The sequence below is a fragment of the Rhizobium sp. SG741 genome, from assembly GCF_012275435.1.
GTDB classification, from domain to species: domain Bacteria; phylum Pseudomonadota; class Alphaproteobacteria; order Rhizobiales; family Rhizobiaceae; genus Rhizobium; species Rhizobium lusitanum.
Genome location: NZ_JAAZQP010000010.1, coordinates 279926 through 298972, shown reverse-complemented (window position 1 = coordinate 298972; position 19047 = coordinate 279926). Strand labels below are relative to the sequence as shown.

Annotated in this window: 16 protein-coding genes; 8 read left to right on the top strand and 8 right to left on the bottom strand. The window is 58.9% G+C overall.

Features of this window, described 5'->3' with window-relative positions; all coding sequences use genetic code 11:
• Positions 1-193 precede the first annotated feature (193 nt).
• Entirely contained in the window at positions 194-1648 is a 1455-nt protein-coding gene (locus tag FHT29_RS24560; RefSeq protein WP_047557940.1) for a cobyric acid synthase, read from the bottom strand.
• Positions 1649-1884: 236 nt separating this feature from the next.
• On the opposite strand from FHT29_RS24560, the gene FHT29_RS24555 reads away from it, so the two are divergent.
• The 5 genes from FHT29_RS24555 to bmt all read left to right on the top strand — a co-directional run bounded on the left by FHT29_RS24555 (position 1885) and on the right by bmt (position 7231).
• The gene (locus FHT29_RS24555; RefSeq protein ID WP_092573908.1) at positions 1885-2028 is read left to right on the top strand and encodes a hypothetical protein; all 144 of its coding nucleotides are present in this window, start codon (positions 1885-1887) and stop codon (positions 2026-2028) included.
• An 830-nt stretch (positions 2029-2858) separates the two neighbouring features.
• Positions 2859-3857 carry an ABC transporter substrate-binding protein gene (locus tag FHT29_RS24550; RefSeq protein ID WP_047557941.1) on the top strand — a complete coding sequence of 333 codons (999 nt, stop codon included), beginning with the start codon at positions 2859-2861 and terminating at the stop codon, positions 3855-3857.
• A 243-nt stretch (positions 3858-4100) separates the two neighbouring features.
• Complete coding sequence (locus FHT29_RS24545; protein ID WP_037202577.1) at positions 4101-5012, top strand: proline/glycine betaine ABC transporter permease; 912 nt, start codon at positions 4101-4103, stop codon at positions 5010-5012.
• A complete protein-coding gene (locus tag FHT29_RS24540) occupies positions 5005-6057 on the top strand; it encodes a glycine betaine/L-proline ABC transporter ATP-binding protein (protein ID WP_037202578.1) in 1053 nt (350 codons plus the stop codon). Before FHT29_RS24545 ends, FHT29_RS24540 begins: the two co-directional genes overlap by 8 nt.
• Positions 6058-6217: 160 nt before the next feature.
• Complete coding sequence (bmt, locus tag FHT29_RS24535) at positions 6218-7231, top strand: betaine--homocysteine S-methyltransferase (protein WP_047557943.1); 1014 nt, start codon at positions 6218-6220, stop codon at positions 7229-7231.
• Between the two features lie 85 nt (positions 7232-7316).
• Here bmt and glf read toward each other — a convergent pair whose 3' ends face one another.
• Both glf and FHT29_RS24525 read right to left on the bottom strand, forming a co-directional pair.
• Complete coding sequence (glf, locus tag FHT29_RS24530) at positions 7317-8492, bottom strand: UDP-galactopyranose mutase (RefSeq protein WP_210255521.1); 1176 nt, start codon at positions 8490-8492, stop codon at positions 7317-7319.
• A 146-nt stretch (positions 8493-8638) separates the two neighbouring features.
• A complete protein-coding gene (locus FHT29_RS24525) occupies positions 8639-9778 on the bottom strand; it encodes a DUF707 domain-containing protein (RefSeq protein ID WP_052212357.1) in 1140 nt (379 codons plus the stop codon).
• Positions 9779-10130: 352 nt separating this feature from the next.
• On the opposite strand from FHT29_RS24525, the gene FHT29_RS24520 reads away from it, so the two are divergent.
• Positions 10131-12014, top strand: coding sequence for a glycosyltransferase (locus FHT29_RS24520; RefSeq protein ID WP_168600243.1), 1884 nt, complete (start codon positions 10131-10133; stop codon positions 12012-12014).
• A gap of 96 nt (positions 12015-12110) precedes the next feature.
• Here FHT29_RS24520 and FHT29_RS24515 read toward each other — a convergent pair whose 3' ends face one another.
• Positions 12111-13100, bottom strand: a complete 990-nt coding sequence (locus FHT29_RS24515; RefSeq protein ID WP_047557945.1) for a glycosyltransferase family 2 protein — start codon at positions 13098-13100, stop codon at positions 12111-12113.
• Between the two features lie 293 nt (positions 13101-13393).
• Between FHT29_RS24515 and FHT29_RS24510 the strand changes: the two genes are divergently transcribed.
• Entirely contained in the window at positions 13394-14608 is a 1215-nt protein-coding gene (locus FHT29_RS24510) for a glycosyltransferase family 2 protein (protein ID WP_113119317.1), read from the top strand.
• 91 nt (positions 14609-14699) lie between these two features.
• Here the strand turns inward: FHT29_RS24510 and FHT29_RS24505 are convergent, their stop codons facing one another.
• The 3 genes from FHT29_RS24505 to FHT29_RS24495 all read right to left on the bottom strand — a co-directional run bounded on the left by FHT29_RS24505 (position 14700) and on the right by FHT29_RS24495 (position 17843).
• Entirely contained in the window at positions 14700-15440 is a 741-nt protein-coding gene (locus FHT29_RS24505; protein WP_047557947.1) for a phosphodiester glycosidase family protein, read from the bottom strand.
• Positions 15441-15468: 28 nt separating this feature from the next.
• The gene (locus FHT29_RS24500) at positions 15469-16161 is read right to left on the bottom strand and encodes a 4Fe-4S dicluster domain-containing protein (RefSeq protein ID WP_047557949.1); all 693 of its coding nucleotides are present in this window, start codon (positions 16159-16161) and stop codon (positions 15469-15471) included.
• 101 nt (positions 16162-16262) lie between these two features.
• Positions 16263-17843, bottom strand: a complete 1581-nt coding sequence (locus FHT29_RS24495) for a trimethylamine methyltransferase family protein (RefSeq protein ID WP_047557951.1) — start codon at positions 17841-17843, stop codon at positions 16263-16265.
• 262 nt (positions 17844-18105) lie between these two features.
• Here FHT29_RS24495 and FHT29_RS24490 point away from each other — a divergent pair, with 262 nt between their 5' ends.
• Positions 18106-18807, top strand: coding sequence for a B12-binding domain-containing protein (locus FHT29_RS24490; RefSeq protein WP_037202864.1), 702 nt, complete (start codon positions 18106-18108; stop codon positions 18805-18807).
• A 66-nt stretch (positions 18808-18873) separates the two neighbouring features.
• On the opposite strand, the gene FHT29_RS24485 is transcribed toward FHT29_RS24490, so the two are convergent.
• Positions 18874-19032 (bottom strand): entericidin A/B family lipoprotein, encoded by a 159-nt coding sequence (locus FHT29_RS24485; protein WP_037202590.1) that lies wholly within the window; start codon positions 19030-19032, stop codon positions 18874-18876.
• Between the last annotated feature and the right edge of the window lie 15 nt (positions 19033-19047).

Here is a 19047-nt window from a genome sequence, read left to right as displayed (position 1 = left end):
CAGCGTCCAATTCCGCCATCTCGCGCACCCCTATGAAAGCGCCCAAGATGGCCCATCATCGTAAATGGCCGGTTAATCTGCCAAAGTAGTGCTAGAGCCGTTAAGCGGCTCATGGAATCGCCAAACAGCTTTAGATTATTGTTTTTACGCACTTCCAGACGGAAAACCGCTGCGCACTTTTCCCGGAATTGCCCTAGCTGACAAGGCTGTCGAGCCAGGCAGGATCGAGGACGCCTTCCAGCTCGGTCGCGATCTCGTCCAGCGCCGCGTCGACGCCCGCGCGGTAACCTGTCCGCTCGCCGGTCAGGCCGAAGCTTTCGAGCAGTCTTGCCCGGTACGCATCGCTGCCGAAAAGCCCGTGCAGGTATGTCCCCATGACGCGGCCGTCGGGCGACAGCGCTCCGTCCGGCCGGCCATCGATGACAGTCGAGGGGCGATCACAATCCGGGCCGCTGGTCACGCCGAGATGGATTTCGTAGCCGGACAGCGGCACGTCGTATTCCCTGGAGAAAGCCTGGCTGTTGCGGACGGTCTTTTCAGGCGCCATTTCCGTCTCGATATCCAGCAGGCCAAGTCCGGGCGTCTCCGTCACCGATCCTTCGATGCCGAGCGGATCAAAGACCATGCTGCCGAGCATCTGATAACCGCCGCAAATCCCGATGACGCGGCCGCCGCGGCGCATATGGGCGGCAATATCAATATCCCATCCCTGTTCCCGCAGATCGAGCAGGTCACCGATTGTCGACTTCGACCCCGGCAAAACCACAAGCCCCGCATCATCAGGCAGCCGTTCACCGGCCCGGACGAAGACGAGATCGACGTCGGGTTCGGCTCGCAGCGGATCGAGGTCGTCGAAATTCGCAATGCGTGACAGCACCGGCACGGCAATTTTCAAGGCGCCGGAGGAGCCCCGTGTGAGCCGTTCCAGCACAACGGAATCCTCGGCAGGAAGGCGGCCGGCCGCCTTCAGCCACGGCACGATGCCATGACACGGCCAGCCGGTGAACGTGCCGATCGCGTCTATGCCCTCTCCAAACAGCGAGACATCGCCGCGAAACTTGTTGATGAGGTAGCCGCGGATCATGCGCCGATCCTCTTCCGGCAAGATATGATAGGTACCCACCAGCGACGCGATGACGCCGCCGCGGTCGATATCGCCGACCAGCACCACAGGCACGTTGGCGCGGGTGGCAAAGCCCATATTGGCGATATCGCCCCGCCTGAGATTGATTTCGGCAGGCGAACCGGCGCCCTCGACGATGACAAGGTCGGTTCCAGCGCGCATGGCCGCGAAGCTTTCCAAGACGGCGCCGAGCAGCTGCGGCTTGAGCGCCTGATAGTCCCTGCCCTTCGCATGCCCCCAGACCTTGCCCTGCACGATGATCTGGCTGCCCGTCTCCGATTGCGGCTTAAGGAGCACCGGGTTCATATGCACGGATGACGGAACGCGCGCCGCCAGCGATTGCAGCCACTGGGCGCGGCCGATCTCACCGCCATCTTCGGCAACGGCGGCATTGTTGGACATGTTCTGCGGCTTGAAGGGACGGACCCTGACACCTCTGTTGGCGAACAGGCGGCACAGACCGGCGACCAATACCGTTTTTCCGACATCGGAGCCGGTTCCCTGCAGCATGATCGCCTTCGTCATTCTTCATCGCTCCGAGATGCTACAGCCCCTGAAAACACGGAATTTTGCCTTGATTTCGCCGCGATCCCCAACGGCCTGAAGCCACCGGCACGATACAAAAATACATCACTTCGCACCATGCTCTATTTGCGACATCGGATGACGATTTCATCCATTGTTAGTTATACTGAAGAGGATTATCTCCACCGCGAAAACAAACAACGAAAACCGGCCGTTTCGGCCTGGAGGATACCCCGATGCTCTTCATCTTCAACAGACAGAATTCCATCCAGATCGCCTGGAATGGCAAACTGCCGGCAAACCGCCCTGATACCCGCCTGCAACAGCTTGATACGCGTTTCGGCACAGTCGGCTTCATTCGGACCTATAACGTCGGTTGATAGCCGGTCAAGCCTCAGGTCCTGCGCACGACAAGCCGCCAAGCGACCGCATCGGCGGCTTTATTTTTTCATTCCATATGGGGAAATAAAATCCGGCATTGGCCGGAAGCCGGCTATCCACCCCACGGTCGCCTCCCTGGAACGCGGCGGCCATAAAACGCGAAAACCGCGCGATCCGAGGATCAACGCGGTTTGCCAAAAACGCCGGCTCCCCTGCACAAACGCCGCAAGGTTCGCTTTCTCCGGTACGCACTACCTAAGCCGGAGAAGCAGCGGTGTCCCCCGCCACGCATCGATTGATAAACCGACATCGTTACCGGAGCGTTATTAATTGCTTAAATAAGAATGAATCCGAAAATTTTTTGAAAATTTTCTCATTCTCGTTGCGAAATCGCAAACGACGCAAATGGAATAGAAAACGTCTTTCAAGGACGCGATATTTTAGCGGTATTTAACTTCGCCTATGCTTTAAAGCTTCGTTGAAGCCTCGCAATGCCCATTTTACAGCCGCGAATAGTAGAAAATAGGCTAATTCAGGCGCTTATATAAGCTTCTCCAACAGGCGCGATAAGTTCAATCAGCCGACAGACTGTTGATTTCTTCATTCAAATCCTTACGCTGCTCGCTGTCGATGTAGAAAATGCTCGGCCGCGACAGGGTTCCGCGGTCGCAAAAAGACCAGATGCACGACAGCAGCAAAGGGGACCGTGCGGGCGTCGTCAGCGGCGTATGAACGGTTGTGGTTGAACCGCGCTGACGGGGATCGACAGACACCATATCCGCTTGGAGTCGATTTCCGTAACGTAACGAGAAATTGGGAGACATTATCAATGAAGAAGCTTCTCGCTTCCGCTATCTTCGCATTCGGCGCCTACGCTTTGGCTGGCTCGGCGCACGCTGCGGAATGCGGCGATGTATCGATCGCCGAAATGAATTGGGCCTCTGCCGGCGTTGCCGCTCAGGTCGACAAGATCATCCTTCAGAATGGCTATGGCTGTAACGTCACGCTGGTAACCGGCGACACGCAGCCGACCTTCACCTCCATGAACGAAAAGGGCCAACCCGACGTCGCGCCCGAGCTTTGGGTCAACGCAGTACGCACCGCGCTCGACAAGGCCGTGTCCGAAGGTCGTCTGATCGAGGCAGCGCCGCTCCTGAGCGATGGCGGCGTCGAGGGCTGGTGGATTCCGAAATTCCTCGCCGACGCGCATCCCGACATCAAGACCGTTCAGGACGCGCTGAAGCATCCGGAACTCTTCCCCGCCCCCGAGGATTCTTCCAAGGGCGCGGTATACAATTGCCCGGCAGGCTGGAACTGCCAGATCTCGACCGCCAATCTCTACAAGGCGCTCGGTGCAGAGAAGCTCGGCTTTACGTTGGTCGATACCGGCTCTGCCGCGGGTCTTGACGGCTCGATCGCCAACGCCTTCGAAAAGAAGATCGGCTGGTTCGGCTATTATTGGGCACCGACCGCCATCCTCGGCAAGTACGAAATGGTGCGTTTGAGCTTCGGCGTCCCGCACGACAAGAAGGAATGGGATGCCTGCACGGCGATCCAGGATTGCGCCAATCCGAAGGTGAATTCCTATCCGGTTTCGGACGTCTACACGGTCGTAACGAAGGCTTTCGCATCCAAGGCTGGCATTGCCATGGATTACGTCAAGACCCGCAAATGGGACAACGGCACGGTTGGCAAGGTTCTGGCCTGGATGACGGACAATCAGGGCACGAACGAAGACGGTGCGAAGTACTTCCTGAAGACCTACCCCGATATGTGGACCAAGTGGGTTTCTCCAGAGGTCGCCACCAAGGTCAAGGCTTCGCTCTAATCCGCACGAATGAATCGGCGGCAGGCCTGCGTCTGTCGCCGATTTTATATTCGCCGGATGCGACTGACACTCATACCGACAGACCGACGCGGCCACAGGTCGCAACGAGTGCAGATTGGCGGCGGCAAATGTAGTAAGAATTAAAAAGCAGCCTGAAGAACCGGTCGCAGCGCTGCAACACCGTCCGTACATGAAGGCCACATGCACTGACAGGGACAGAGCCGGACAAAGAAGGGGAAATACATGGCTATTCAGTGTACGATCCTGCCAGATGTGCTTTGCAATTTTCCGGCAATAGACGAATCGCTCATACGCCTCGCACGCAAGAATATCGACGATGGGTTCAGGGCATCCGTGCGCGCCTACGGCAATATCATCGACGCCATAGTTCAGCCGCTGCAATGGTTTCTGAACTATCTGGAATGGCTCTTCACCAACACGCCGTGGTTCATCGTGCTTCTCGTCATGATGCTCGTCGTCTACGCCGCCAGCCGCAACCTCAAGATCGTCATAGGCACTGCGATATCGATGACGCTCATCGGCGTCTGCGGCCTTTGGGGCGACACCATGATAACGCTTGCGATGGTGACCGTCTGTACGCTCATCGCCATCGTCATCGGCCTGCCGATAGGCATACTGATGGCCCGCTCCGACCGGATGCAGTCGATCGTCAATCCGATCCTCGACGTGATGCAGACGATGCCGAGCTTCGTCTATCTTATTCCCGTCGTAGTGATTTTCGGCATTGGAAAGGTTCCTGGCCTGATCGCTGTCGTCATCTACGCCGTCCCGCCGATGATCCGGTTGACCAATCTCGGCATCCGTCTCGTGGACAAGGAAGTGCTGGAAGCCGCCGATGCCTTCGGCTCGTCGCATCGCCAGAAGCTTTTCAACGTGCAGATCCCGCTCGCGTTGCCCACCATCATGGCCGGCATCAACCAGACCATCATGATGTCGCTTGCCATGGTCGTGGTCGCATCGATGGTCGGCGTCGGCGGTCTCGGCAAGAACACGCTGCAGGCGATCAACAACCAGTTCTTCACGGTCGGCTTCCTCAACGGTTTCGCGCTGGTCGCAATCGCCATCATTTTCGACCGCACGAGCCAGGCCTACGGCAGACGGCTCCAGAAGCACTCGGAGGTCATTCATGGCTAGTCACGCGATCCAGATCAAAAGCCTCTACAAAATCTTCGGTCCGCGCGGGCGCGACTTTGTCGACATGGTCAAGAACGGCATCAGCAAGACCGAACTCAACGAGACTCATGGTCACGTGCTCGGCCTGCAGGACATCAACATTGACATGCCGGCCGGCGCCATCACCGTCGTCATGGGCCTTTCCGGCTCCGGCAAATCGACGCTGATCCGCCATATCAACAGGCTGATCGAGCCGACCGCCGGCGAAGTGCTCTATGACGGCATCGACGTCTGCAAAATGAACGAGAATGCCCTGCGTGAATTCCGCCGTCACAAGACGGCGATGGTGTTCCAGAAATTCGCTTTGCTGCCGCATCGCACGGTCATCGAGAACACCATTTACGGCCTGGACATTCAGGGCGTGCCCCGTGCTGAAGGCGAGAAGAAGGGACAATACTGGATCGAACGCGTCGGCCTCAAAGGTTTCGAAAGGCACTATCCGAACCAGCTCTCCGGCGGCATGCAGCAGCGCGTGGGGCTCGCCCGCGCCCTGACCAATGACGCCGATATCCTGCTGATGGACGAAGCTTATTCGGCGCTCGATCCGCTCATCCGCGTGGACATGCAGAGCGTGCTGCTCGACCTGCAAAAAGAGCTGAAGAAGACCGTCGTCTTCATCACCCACGATCTCGACGAGGCACTCCGCCTCGGCGACAAGATCGCAATTCTGCGCGACGGCAAGGTCGTGCAGCAGGGAAGCGGCCAAGAGATCGTGCTGAAACCCGCGGACGACTACATCACCGCCTTCGTCAAGGAAGTGAACCGCGGTCGTATCATCCAGGCTCAGACCATCATGAAGCCGCTCGCCGGTGATCCCGGCGGCAGCCGCGTGCCCGGCGACATGACGCTGGAAATCGCCGCCAAACGGATAACCGACGCCGGACATACCGGAGCCGTCGTCACCGACGCCGGTGGCAAGCCCATCGGTGCGATAGACCTGCAAAGCATCATCTCCGCCATGGTGACGCCGACAACCCATGACGCGGCGCAGATGGCGGCGGCTTAAAGACTTCCTTGTCTAACAAAGGAGAGCGCCTGCGCAGGGCGCTCTCTTCCTCTTTATGCAAGATGAATATGCTTATCGCTGTTCGCTCGTTGCACTCATATAAAGAAATGTTTATATCTGCATTTCATAACCGACCATCCGCATATCCGGAGAAGACGCCATGACCGTCGCAACCAACCCCTTGACCGATCTTCTTGCTGAAAAAGGCGTGCTGCTCGCCGATGGCGCGACGGGCACAAATCTCTTTGCCATGGGCCTGGAAGCCGGTGAAGCCCCGGAACTGTGGAACGAGCAGCACCCCGAGCGGATTGCAAAACTGCATCAGGATTTCGTTGACGCCGGCGCCGACATCATCCTGACCAATACCTTTGGCGGAACGCGTCATCGCTTGAAGCTGCACCACGCGCAGGACCGCGTGCACAGCCTGAACAAGGTGGCCGCCGAGATTGCCCGTGCCGTCGCCGACAAGACTGACCGCAAGATCATCGTCGCCGGTTCCGTCGGGCCGACGGGCGAGCTGCTGGTGCCGCTCGGCGCATTAACCTATGAAGATGCCGTTTCCGCCTTCGTCGAACAGATCGAAGGCCTGCAGGCCGGTGGTGCCGACGTCGCCTGGATCGAGACCATGTCCTCGCCCGAGGAAATACGCGCAGCAGCAGAAGCTGCCGTCAAGGTCGGCCTCCCCTATACCTATACGGGTTCGTTCGATACCGCCGGAAAGACCATGATGGGCCTGCATCCGAAGGATATTCATGGCATTGCCAAGGACGTCGGCGATGGTCCGCTTGCCGTCGGCGCCAATTGCGGCGTCGGCGCATCGGATATCCTGTCGAGCCTGCTGGACATGACCGATTCCGATCCGGCCGCGATCGTGATCGTCAAGGGTAACTGCGGCATCCCCGAATATCGCGGCGCCGAGATCCATTATTCCGGCACGCCACCGCTAATGGCCGACTACGCGCGCCTTGCGCGCGACGCGGGCGCCAAGATCATCGGCGGCTGCTGCGGCACGTCCTGCGGCCATCTCGCTGCCATGCGCGAGGCTCTCGACAACTATACGCCCGGCCCACGCCCGACTCTGGAAGTGATCGTCGAACGGATCGGCCCGATGCGCAACAAGACGGCCAACGAAGGCGGAACGGCGCCTGTGCGTGAGCGCAGACGCCGCAGCTAAACGGCGACTTGCCGCGTCAGGCCTTGAAACCTGACGCAAGCGGCCATTATGACAATCGAACAACCAAGACGGCGGTGGCGTTGCACTACTTCTCGCCACCGAGAGGGCGCCCCTCGGTAAAATGCGGCACGACCCGGCTGTCGAATGCCTTCAGGGCCGCGCCGATCGCCTGATGCATATCAAGGTAGCGATAGGTGCCAAGCCGTCCGCCGAAATGGACGTTGGCTTCCGCCTCGGCACGCTCACGATACCGCAGGAAGACCGCCTTGTCCTGCCGCGTGTCGATCGGATAATAGGGCTCGTCCGCGCGTTGGGCCGAACGTGAATACTCCCGCACCACAACAGTCTTTTCAGTCTGATAGCTGCGCTCGGGATTGAAGTGGCGGAACTCAAGAATGCGGGTATAAGGGACCGTTTCGTCGGCATAGTTCATGACGGCCGTACCCTGGAAATCGCCGGTGTTCAGGGTCTCTTTCTCGAAATCGATCGTACGCCAACCCAATTCGCCTTCGGAATAATCAAAATAGCGATCGATGGGTCCCGTGTAGACGATGGGGAGACCGGGCGGCAAAGCGGATTTCAGCGAAAAGAAATCGATACCGAGAGCAATATCGATCCTCGGATGCTTCAGCATCCTCTCGAAGATGGCCGTGTAGCCGTCGACCGGCAGACCTTCAAACTTATCGTTGAAATACCGATTGTCGAACGTGTAGCGGACCGGCAGCCGCGTGATAATATGCTCCGGCAGGTCACGCGGGTCCGTTTGCCATTGCTTGGCAGTGTAGCCGCGGATGAAGGCTTCATACAGCGGACGGCCGATCAGGGAAATTGCCTTCTCTTCCAGGTTCGCCGGGTGGCGCCCTGCCATTTCGGCCGCCTGCTCCGCGATCAGAGCTCGCGCTTCATCCGGCGAAAGGCGCCGATTGAAAAACTGCGAGATGGTACCGAGGTTGATCGGCATCGAGTAGACCTGATTGCGATAGCTCGAATAGACACGATGCTTGTAATCGGTAAATTCGGTGAACCTGTTGAGATAGGTCCAGACCACCTCGTTCGGCGTGTGGAAGAGATGGGCGCCGTAACGATGAACCTCGATGCCGGTCTGGCCGTCGAACTCGCTATAGGCATTGCCGCCGATATGGCTGCGGCGATCGATCAGAAGCACGTTCTTCTGAAGCTCGTTCGCCACCCGCTCCGCAAGCGTCGCGCCATAAAAGCCCGCGCCGACGATCAATAGGTCTACCTTCGAAAAATCAATCATGCTTTCAAACTTTCGGCGCCCGCAATATCGGCGATGGGTTTAGTGGAGTGCGAAAATGATCATTGGGGAAACTGACAAGGCATCGGCGCACGGGATTGCGCCGACGACATCAGGAAACTGCGGCAGTGCCGTCCGGACCAGGTGGCTCACCGCACGCCGGCATATTTCAGAGGCGTGTACTGGTATGCCTTGAACAGCGCCGCCTGCTCGTCGATCGCCGCCTTGACATTGTATGTCGCGCCGAGCGGGCGCGTATGGGCAACGGCGACGGCATCGATGATCGCCATTCGGGCCGTGGGGCGCCCGAGGAACGATGGCCAGAGGTGATCGAGGCCATAGCCTGATTCGACATCCCTCATGGAGCCGATGCAGATCTGCAGCGCACGCTGCGAGAAGAGCGGACACATGATTTCGACGAAACCCTCATAGCGCACCAGGCTGTCGGGTCTCTGAATCGTCAAAGGATGGTTGGGGTAGGAGCCCTGGTCTTGCTTGAGCGATGGCTGTGCGAGATCGAGACCGTGTTTGTGCGACAGGTGGAACATTCGGTTGAGGTCTTCGCCGTTGCACAGCAGGTCGTCGTCCGGCAACCATATGCGCTCATAGTTCCAAAGCGGGCTGCCCTCGTAAAAGAGGTCGTAGAGAAGCTTGAACTTCTTGCGCTTTGGCAAATGCGCCAGATATTCGTAAGGACTACCGGAAACCTCCGGTTCCTCGGCACCGTAATAACCGATGCAAAGGTCCCAGTTGCGGGTCGCTTCGTCTATCTTTTCGAACCAGCGCGGGTGCAGAGACTTCGAATTGGCGGGCACGACGACAAGATTGGGGCGCCGTATCCCCTGCTGCGGCTGGGCGCGGAACGTCGCGCGGCGTTCGACATCCGCCGGTGTCGGAAATAGCGGATGGGGAGGATGGTCGACCGGCACCAGCAGATAGGTGGCGTCGACACCTCCGATCACGCCACGCCCCGCAAGCGCCATGAGATTGTCGCCTTCGATATGCGCGGAATCGAAAATGACCGACGGCAGTCCATCTCGGTCGATCAGGCAAAGCCGGCCGCCCATGACATGCCAGAAATCCACGTCAGGTTCAAAATAGTTACCGATCAGCCCATCCGGCGCCAGCACCAGGAAGGATGAGAACATCCCGCGGTTCACGTCGCCGAAGCTCCAGAATGTGCCGCTCAGCATGTCCTGGGTCAGAGGCGGCGCGTCGGACCACCGCATCTGGTTTGCCGGGCGCGCGGCATATTCGGACGTGTGCAAGCTGTTCGCTGCCGATGACATGTTGGACTGTCCCCTATTCCTGGACCGAAGCAACGGCGCGATCTGAGGAAGGCGGCTGCATGAACAGCTCCGGAATGTCCGCCCCCAATCGAACTCGTTTGATCGACACCTTGGCGTTCATTCCTTTTGCGAAGCTTACGGCCGGAATCGACCGCCGCCTCATCGCCAGGCGCAATCAATCCAGCCTCGCGAAAGTTGGTCGGCATAGTGTCGAAAGCGGAATTTCTACGCGGGGCAATCGCGCGTTCGGAATATTGCCAAGAATGTCGGCGCTCGGCGGACACGAAGGTCGGTCATGTCGTCCGTCAAGTCGGGACAAAGAACCACTCGTCTCTTTTTACGGTAGAAGAAGATGCATCAGAAGAAGAAGCTGGCCATACTCATCGAAGTCGATAGTTTCATCGGCGACATCTATCATCATCTTTCAAAAACTTACGAAGTCCTGGCGATTCAGCCGAAGACTTACAAAGAGATCGAAACGGCCGTGGAATGGGCCGACATCGTCTGGTTCGAATTCTGTAACGAGCTCTTCGCGCATGCGATCAATCAGAACATCCGCCGGCTCGGCAAACGCGTCATAGCGCGCTGGCATCGTTTCGAAATCGTGGAATCGAGTTTTCCCACACGCATCAACTTCGGCTTCATCGACGACCTGATCCTCGTATCTCACGACATGCTTCGGGTCCTGAGGCACAGGGTGCCGCAGCTCTCGCAAAAGACACGCACACACGTCGTCTGGAACGGCCTCAATCTCGAAAAATTCAAGCCGATCCCGTCGCTAGACAAGAAGAAGATCGTTTGGGCAGCCAAGCCGTTCATGCGCAAGAACCAGCCAATGTTCCTGCAGATCATGCATGCCCTCGTGAAGAGAGACCCGTCCTACACCCTGCATGTCGCCGGCGAGCAGGAAGAGTTCGTCATGGCGCCTTACCTGCAGCGTACGACGGAGAAGCTCGGCCTCGCTCGCCACGTCTTCTTCCACGGCTGGCAGCGGGACATGCCTGCTTTTCTAGCCGACAAGGGCGTCATTCTGTCGACCTCCATCCATGAAAGCTTTGGATACAACATCGCCGAAGCGATGGCCGTCGGCGCCCTGCCCGTGATTCACGATTATCCCGGCGCCGAGGAATTCTGGCCCGACGAAATCCGTTTCTCATCAGTGGACGAGGCTGTCGAGAAGATCATCGCCGGACAGATGCATCAGTGGTCGCAATATGTGCGCGAAAAGTTTCCTCTCGCCAAACAATTGCATGAGGTGGACATGGTCATGAACGGCCGGGTGGCCGAGCTCGCGCCGCCGCCAGCAGCTCCGATCGAGCAATATGCCGGTTCGCACCTCAAGCGGCCTGTTCCGCTTTGGCTGGTACAACAGCCGGCTCCCTCGCTGCAGGCGCAGCAGCCCGCGACCGTACCGCAGGCCATATCGGTGCAGCAGGTTCGGGAGGCTCTTCCGCTCGGCGAGGTTTTTGCGCCGCCGTTGCAGCAGCCGATTCCGACCCAGCCGCAGCCTATCGCCATGCCGCCGGCGCAGCGGCTCGCTCCCGTGCCGCCTCCGCAGCAACAGCCAAAGACGCCGGGCGCCCCGCTTGGCTTTGATTCCAGCGGCTATTGGGAGACCCGCTACCGCACCGGCGGCAATTCGGGAGCCGGCTCCTACGATGTCCTCGCCAACTACAAAGGGCTGTTTCTCAACGCCTTCGCCCGAAAGAAAGAGCTTTCCTCCTTTGCCGAAATGGGGTCGGGCGACGGCAATCAGCTGAAATATTTCGCATTCGATCGCTATACCGGCTTCGACGTCTCGAAGACCGTGATCGAGCGCACGCAGGCGATGTATAGGGATAAGCCGAATTACCAGTTCATCTGGCTAGGCGACCAGTCCCTGGATTGGGAAACCCAAGAGGACGCTTATGACTGCGCCTTGTCTCTCGATGTGCTTTACCACCTCATCGATGACGCGATCTATGTCAACTATCTCGACCAGCTGTTCTCCCTCTCCAGGCACTACGTCGTCATATATGCCTCCAACTTCGACGGCCCCGACATCCGTGGCGCCGCCCATGTCCGGCATCGCAAATTCACGAGCGACATCGCCCGCAGGTTCCCCCAATGGACATTGCTGAAGCTCGTCGAGAATCCCTACAAGTTCAAGGAATCGACCGAGGCGGATTTTGCGATCTACAGCCGCGAGGAGTTCGAAGATCCGGCGGCGCTCAACGAACTCGATAACATCCGATAGAATTGAGCATGCAAAAAGAGAGGCGCAACGGCTCTGCCGCTTGCGCCTCTCTCTTTATTTGCACCGTCTTTCGCCGACGGCGACTAGAATCGCCGGCTAACTCGCCAATCTGCCAAGCACGAGATGCGGCGTCCGCTTCAGCCTCAGCGATACTTCGGCCATTTGGGGCGACTGCGCACGGACGTAGTTGTATTCAGGCTCATCATATCCCGCATAGGACTGTGTGATCAGCGTAAGAAACCGCTCCCGGAGATTGACCGGCAGACGCGGATAGATCCATTGCAGCAGATCCAGCTTGCTGCAAAGGAACCACTGATAATAGGCCTGTTTCATGAGAGGCAGACGCGCGAACAACGCCTCCACCTCCTCGAATGCCGTGAAGATTTCGAAACGTTTTTCGGTGAACACGTTGGTAAGCTGTGCCCGCTCCTCATAGACGCGGTGACCGATGAGATAACGATTCATCATGCCGATCCTCTGTGCATGCATATAGATATGCCAGTGGGCGTAGATGTCATTGTGGACGCGCGTCTCTGAGAAACGCAGGCCCGTTTCCCGGCAAAGCTTGGCGCTAACGATCTTGTTCCAGGGGAAATTGACGGTAAAGAGCAGCCTTGCGCACTGTTGAAGCGTGAATATGCGGATGTCCGCATCACCGACCAGCTGGCGCCAGGCCTCGTCATCGATCTGCAACATCGGACCCAGGCGGTCGTTCTTGTCGGTGACATAGCGATAACGAAACACCATCACGTCGCAGCCATTGGCTTCCATATGATAGATGACCTCGTCGATCGAGCGATGGGCGATCATGTCATCGGCGTCGAGAAAATAGTAGTAGTCGCCGCGTGCCGCCGCCATGCCGGCATTGCGGCTGTATCCGGCACCGCGATTTTCCGGATTGCGCAGCAACCGTACACGCTCGTCGCGTCGGGCATATTGTTCGACGATCAGCGCGGTGGCATCGCGCGACGTGTCGTCAACGATGATCACTTCCAAAACCTCGCGATTTTCAAGAACAGCCGTAATTATGTCGCCGAGGGAGTCCTGCGCGTTGTAGGCGGGGATGATGACACTGACTTTGCTCACAAGGTCTCCTGATACTAGATGGGCGCCGGACCTGGGGTATCGGCCATGCTATTCGCCTCAAGCTGCGTAACCGTCCTTCCGGCAACGCGACCTCGGCAAATTGCGATCGCCACCTAGCAAAACTCGCGGGACCGCTCCTCAAAGCATAGGGGTCGGAACTTGCACTGAACTGGTGCGTGGATGCCCTGCCCGATCGGCGGAGGACCGAACTATCCAGCCCCGCGAAAGCAAACCGGCTTATGCAAAAGGACAAAGTCCGCGCCCAGAATCGCGCCGATGCCGTGGAGAAATCGATGTCTTCTGCTGAAATCCCCGTCCTTTCGATTTGCGTTCCAACCTTTAATCGTCAGTTCTTGCTTGAACGGAACATAAATTTCCACCTGGACGCTTTTCGTAAGCTCGATATTCCTTTTGAAATCGTCATTGTCGACGATTGCTCGACCGACGACACCGCCGCCTATATCCAGTCGATCTCGCACCATCCGGAAATCAGCGCCTATCGCCGGGCACGCAATTCCGGCTTCATCAGCAACTACGCCTTTGCCATGCAGCGGGCTCGCGGCCACTTCGCGGTCTTCCTCGGCGATGACGATCTGCTGATCCCGGAAAAGGTCGTCGAATATCTCCACATCATGGTGGACGACAGGCGGATCGGCATGATCCAGGCGCCTTGGCTTCTGGTTGACGGGCGGCCGGGCGGCGGAGACATGCAGCCTTTCTATCACCTGTCCTACCCCTCGCGGCATACCAAGGGCGATTTCCATTCGATGCTGGAATTCATCCTGGAGCGGCATGTCTTCCCAGAATTCATGATCATCCGGCGCGACATCCTGGCGAGATCCATATCCAGCCCGACCCCCTTTATTTTCTGGGCCTTTCTTTACACCACCCGCGCGCTGGACAAGGCCGATGTGCTGTTCATGCCGGAACCCTTCGCTCGGGTGACTGCGGTTTCCGACGACCCCCGTCTGCAACAGGGCAACAAGGAATGCATGTTCCAGTGGGACAGCTACCGAGGCGGCCTCGAATATCTTGCATCGCAGGCGCTTCGCGACAACCGGCTGCCGCCGGAGTATCGCGGCTCGCTGATGCCGCGCATCACGGACTTCATGCTGCAGCGCCAGGCCGTGGCGATGCGCTTGCACGTCAATGCACAGAACTGGGTCGAAGCCTACATCATGTACCACCGCATGGCGGCTTATCATCCGACACCGCTGCCGGCGGAGTCCTACGACCAGATCCGCAAGCTGGCGGGCATCGCAACAGCGGCAACGGAGGCGATCGCATTCAATGGCGAGCCCGTCATCCTTGAGCCGATCATAGACGACGCTACAATCAATCTTCTCTCGCCCTCGATCCGGGAGCATCTCATCAGGGAAGAACCGCAGGCCGGCGGCTATGACAGGAAGCCAAGGGCATATTTGCGCTTTACGGAAAACTTTCCTGCCAATCCGGGGCCCAAGGACGGCATGTTCGACATTCTGACCTACATCGAACAGTTTGCCTGACGATCACTGCCGGGGACCGAAACTGGATCCACTGCCGGTGTCGCATTGCGAACGTCCGGTCCGAATCCTGGCTCGGTCGCCAGGCGTGCATTCAGCCGGGCAATAACTCGGTCACCGCAATGATGGGGCCGAGTGGAAACAGGCCGTCCCGCCTTTGCCATTCAGGAATGTCGAGGCTGGAAATGCTGCCGTCCAGAAACAGCGCGTTCGCGCAGCCGAGGTCGTCGCGGAAAAGCGTCGCAAAGTCATGAAAGCGGACGGGACCATCCGAAATCGCGAAAACGACCTTGCCGTCACTGGTGACACCAACCCCGTTTCGCGTCTTGAAGCTGGTGCTGTCGGCAAGAAACGACGGATGGAGCTTGCCGTCGATGACGAGCATCGGGCCGGACTGGGTCGCGTAGAACGGCTTGATGCCCGAGGTGGCAAAAGCCTTGCTTTCCATCACGCCGGCACGGCCCGGCAGGAGATAAAAGACGCCGTTCGGCAACAGGTGGAAATTGCCCCACCCCTTGTTGGTATTGATCCTCTTCAGCTCACGACCGTTTTCGACGAAGAGGCCGACGGGAGACTGGTCGTCGAGATACATGCCGCCGTTCATGGCGAAGCGGACATAGACGCGGTCCTGACGCAGATCGTTTTCCAAAGCCCGGAACGAACCATAGGGCTTGCCGCTGCGATCATTCTGGAAAAGTTGGATATCGTCGGTCGCCGGATCGAAGGTGCAAACCGTGTAGCCGTCACCGAGATGCTCGACCTTGCGGCAGGCCTCGCCGGCCGATGCCGCGGTGGCGCAGACAAGAACCGCGAGGATGATTATCAATCGAATCAAGCTGACAACTCCGGATGGATATCCGCACTTACAACTGGAGGGCCGCCATGTGAAAGGCAAGCTGCGCGGCAGGATAACGATAGCTGGCACCAACCGGACAGGCATTGCGCGCGCGACAGCCCGCCGCCATGCAGCCCCGTTGCCCTTCATCAGCCCGCAGATGCGTTCGACAGCGCTGAACGTCGAACCCGGCGGGCGCCACTGCATCTATGGGACAAGCATCGAGACAAGGCTTATCCAGGCAATGATCGCAAGGATGCGCGCCGCGCGCCGGCGCGCCGTCATCCACTAGAATATCGGCAAAACCCAGGGCGCCGCGATAGCCGTGCCAGAGGCCGTATTCCGGATGGATCAGGATGCCGAGCGGCGAGGCCTTCAGGCCCTCCGCCCGCATGGCCCATTGCTGGAAAGGCTGCCATGGAGGATCCGAGGGAAAATATGCCGTCGCTGCGAACTCGTCAGCGATCGGCCGGATGATCGCCTTCGACCAGTCGTCGAGCGGATCGCGGCGCAGCATATTCTCAGGCAATTGCCGCCAACGCGAGAAGGGCCGCCAGATGGAGCCGCCGACATTGCCGAGCAGGACGACGCTACGCGCTACCCTTCCGTCGGCCAGCACCGGCCCCTCGCCTGCGTCGAAAGACAGGCTGCCGCGAACGAAAACTCCGTGGACGCCGAGCGCCGCACGGAGCTGTTCGAATGTGGCGGGACCGCGGTTCACCGTGGCCCCTTATATGGATAGTGCGGCCGCCAGACTTCCTTCTGGATCAGATCGGCAACGCGTATCGCACCGCCTTGCTCCCTGGCGGCCTCGGGCTCTCTTCAAGTGAAGGCGTCCGGCATCGAATCCTTGCGCTTCTGGATATAGGCCAGCAGTGCCTCGTCGATCGCCGGATCGAGCGGCGGCGCTTCATATTGGTCGAGCCAGGAGCGGCAAAGCGCATTGGCGCGCTCCTCAACGCGCTTCTGCCCCTCGATTTCCCATTGCTCGAAGGAATTATTGTCGGCCAGAGCCGAACGATAAAAAGCGCTCTGGAAGTTCGCCTGCGTGTGGGCGCAGCCGAGATAATGGCTGCCGGGACCGACTTCGCGGATGGCATCCAGCGCCTGACCGTTTTCGGAGAGATCGACACCCTCGGCCATCTTCTGCATCATGCCGAGCTGGTCCTGGTCGATCATGAACTTCTCGTAGGAAGACACGAGACCGCCTTCCAGCCAGCCGGCCGCATGCAGCACGAAATTCGTGCCGGCCAGCAGCGTCATGTTCAAGGTATTGGCCGATTCATGCGCGGCCTGCGCATCCGGCACCTTGGAAGCGCAGAGCGAGCCGCCGGTACGGAACGGCAGGCCGAGACGGCGCGCGAGCTGGGCGGAGCCATAGGACACCAGCGACGGCTCCGGCGTGCCGAACGTCGGCGCACCCGACTGCATCGAGATCGAGGCGGCGAAGGTGCCGTAGAGAACCGGCGAACCCTTGCGGATCAACTGCGTAAACGAAGCGCCGGCAAGCACTTCGGCGAGAATCTGCGTCAGCGTGCCCGCCACCGTCACCGGGCTCATGGCGCCCGAAAGGATGAAGGGGGAAACGACCGAAGCTTGGTTGTGCCGCGCATAGACCTTCAGCGCGCCGAGCATGGTCTCGTCGAAGACCATCGGCGAATTGGCGTTGATGAGGTTGAGCGTAACGCAATTGTTCTCGACGAAATCGTCGCCGAAGACGATCTTCGCCATCGCCACCGTATCCTCGGCGCGCTCCGGCGCTGTCACCGAGCCCATGAACGGCTTGTCGGAATATTTGATATGGCTGTAGACCATATCGAGATGGCGCTTGTTGACCGGAATGTCGACCGGCTCGCAGACCGTGCCGCCGGACGAGTGCATCGAGGGCGCCATGTAGGCGAGCTTCACGAAATTACGGAAATCCTCGATCGTCGCATAACGGCGGTTGCCTTCGAGGTCACGGACAAAGGGCGGCCCGTAGACCGGCGCGAAGATCGTCGCCTTGCCGCCGACATGGGCGTTGCGGGCGCTGTTGCGCGCATGCCAGGTGAATTCCTTCGGTGCCGTTTTCAGGAGTTCGCGGCAAAGACCCTTCGGAAAATGCACGCGCTGCCCGCGCACGTCGGCGCCGGCCTCTTTCCAGAGCGCCAGGGCCTCCGCATCGTCGCGAAACTCGATGCCGATTTCCTCCAGAACCTTATCGGCATTGCGCTCGATGAGCTGCAGGCCCTCTTCGTCAAGCACCTCGTAAACGCCGATCTTCCGGACGATATAAGGAAGCGAAGGGCCCGGCCCGCCGCCGCTGCGCGACGCGCGCCTTGCCGCTGCACCTCTGCCCTCACCGCGCGAACGTCGTCCGCCGCCATCGCCGCCCGCAGCCGGTTGCTCGTTCATATCGTCCATGATGTTTCCTCGCTCCTGCGCATGAATGCGTCTATCCTCACTCTATGCTAGCCGATTCCGTCGGCCGGACGTTCCTTAATGCGCCAGCAATTAGCATAGGACAGACATGGCCGCGACGATATCGCCTCATTTCCGTCCGTCGCGATTAATCCGCGCGACGTCGCTTTCAAAAAGAATTTTGTCATCGTTGAGGTTTATCGCTTATTGAGGCAGTATTTTATACAAGCCTCTGATGCATTTGCACGAAAACGGGATGGAGCGCATGTCTGACGACGAAATCATTCTCTCGGAACTTTCGGACGAGGAACTCGTGCAGCAGATGCATGACGACCTGTATGACGGGTTGAAGGAGGAAATCGAGGAAGCGACCAATATCCTCCTCGAACGCGGCTGGACGCCTTATGACATTCTCACGCAAGCGCTGGTCGAAGGCATGCGCATCGTCGGCATCGATTTCCGCGACGGCATTCTCTTCGTGCCCGAAGTGTTGCTATCAGCCAATGCGATGAAGGCCGGCATGTTTATCCTGCGGCCACTCCTGGTCGAGACCGGCGCGCCGAAGCTCGGCAAGATGGTGATCGGCACCGTCAAGGGCGACATTCACGACATCGGCAAGAACCTCGTCGGCATGATGATGGAGGGCGCGGGCTTCGACGTCATCGACCTTGGCATCAACAACCCCGTCGAGAACTATCTCGATGCCATCGAGCGCGAACAGCCTGATATTCTCGGCATGTCGGCCCTGTTGACGACCACTATGCCCTACATGAAGGTCGTCATCGATACGCTTAAGGAAAAGGGCATGCGCGACGACTACGTCGTTCTCGTCGGTGGCGCGCCGCTGAATGAGGAGTTCGGCAAGGCCGTCGGCGCCGATGCCTATTGCCGCGACGCGGCCGTAGCGGTTGAGACCGCCAAGGACTTCATGAAGCGCAAGCACAACAGCCTGGCTGCACAAGCCTGATTGCAGCGGATTCCAAACTGGCGACAACCGAAAGGTTGTCGCCGACCCGTTGGCATCCCAAATTGGTTATTGGGCAGCCTTCTTGACGGTATGACCGGCGTCTTCCGTCGCGTTGACGGCATTGGCCGTATCCCTGCCGACGCCGCGAATTGTATTGGCGCATGAAGCAAGTACCATAAGGACGGCAAGCGCGGCGGCGATTTTGCTGAATGTCGGTGCAGTCATGATTTGGAACCCTCT